Origin of the sequence: Dactylosporangium sp. NPDC051484 (assembly GCF_040689395.1) — a bacterium.
Lineage (GTDB): Bacteria > Actinomycetota > Actinomycetes > Mycobacteriales > Micromonosporaceae > Dactylosporangium.
In genome coordinates, this window is record NZ_JBFAZX010000093.1 from 1 (window position 1) to 1,007 (window position 1,007).

1 protein-coding gene is annotated in these 1,007 nt (G+C 67.2%); it reads right to left on the reverse strand.

Translation table 11 applies throughout. The features are described 5' to 3' along the window. A partial coding sequence (locus AB0367_RS38750; RefSeq protein WP_366231506.1) for an IS630 family transposase occupies positions 1 to 953 on the reverse strand: 953 nt, incomplete at its 3' end. Positions 954 to 1,007: the final 54 nt, after the last annotated feature.

The window sequence follows — 1,007 nt, forward strand, 5'->3', positions numbered from 1 at the left end:
ACGATGAGGGCGTTGACGGAGGTGAACGTGCCGCGGCGGATGGACTGGCGGGTGATCAGCCCGAACCAGATCTCGATCATGTTCAGCCAGCTGCTGCCGGTCGGGGTGAAGTGGAACGTGACGTTCGGATTCGCGGCCAGCCAGGCGCGGACCTCGGGAGTGTTGTGGGTGGACAGGTTGTCCAGCACCACGTGGATCTCTTTACCGGTGTGGGGTTTCACGGCCTTGCGCAGGAATGCCAGGAACCCGGCGCCGTCGCGGACCGGCTGACAGTCGGCGGTCACCTGCCCGGTGGCGACGTCCAGGGCGGCGAAGAGGTTGGTGATGCCGTGCCGTTTGTAGTCGTGGGTGCGTTGCTCGGTGACCCCGAAATCCAGCGGCAGCAACGGCTGTGTGCGGTCCAACGCCTGGATCTGGGTCTTCTCGTCGATCGAGAGCACGACCGCGCCGCCGGGCGGGTCGAGGTAGAGCCCGACAATGTCGGCGACCTTCTCGGCGAAGCGCGGATCTCTGGACAGTTTGAAGGTGCCCTGCCGGTGCGGCTGCAGATCGTTGTCCCGCCACAGTTTCGCCACGTAGTGCCAGGACACCGACACGCCCTCGGCGCGTTTGAGGTAGGCGGCCAGCTGCCGGCTCGACCAGTGCGACAGTCCGGTCTCCACCGGCGGGGTGGCCCGGGTCAACGCCAGGATCCGGGCCCGGACCGCGGCCGGGACCTGTTCGCGGGGTGCGGCGTGGGAGCCGTCTTCCAGGCCGGCGAGTCCGTTGTCCGCGTACCGGTCGACCCAGCGGTCCACAGTGGGTAGTGACACCCCTGCGAGGACCGCAACATCCTTACGGCGGCGGCCTTCCGCCATCCACAAGACGATCCGGGCCCGGGTCGCCACCACCGCCGGCACGTCCCGGCCGTTGATCACCGCCCGCAACTCCGCGGTCTGGGCATCGGTCAGCATCACACCAGGATCAACGACAACCCGACATAACACAACCAGGATCACGCGACACTA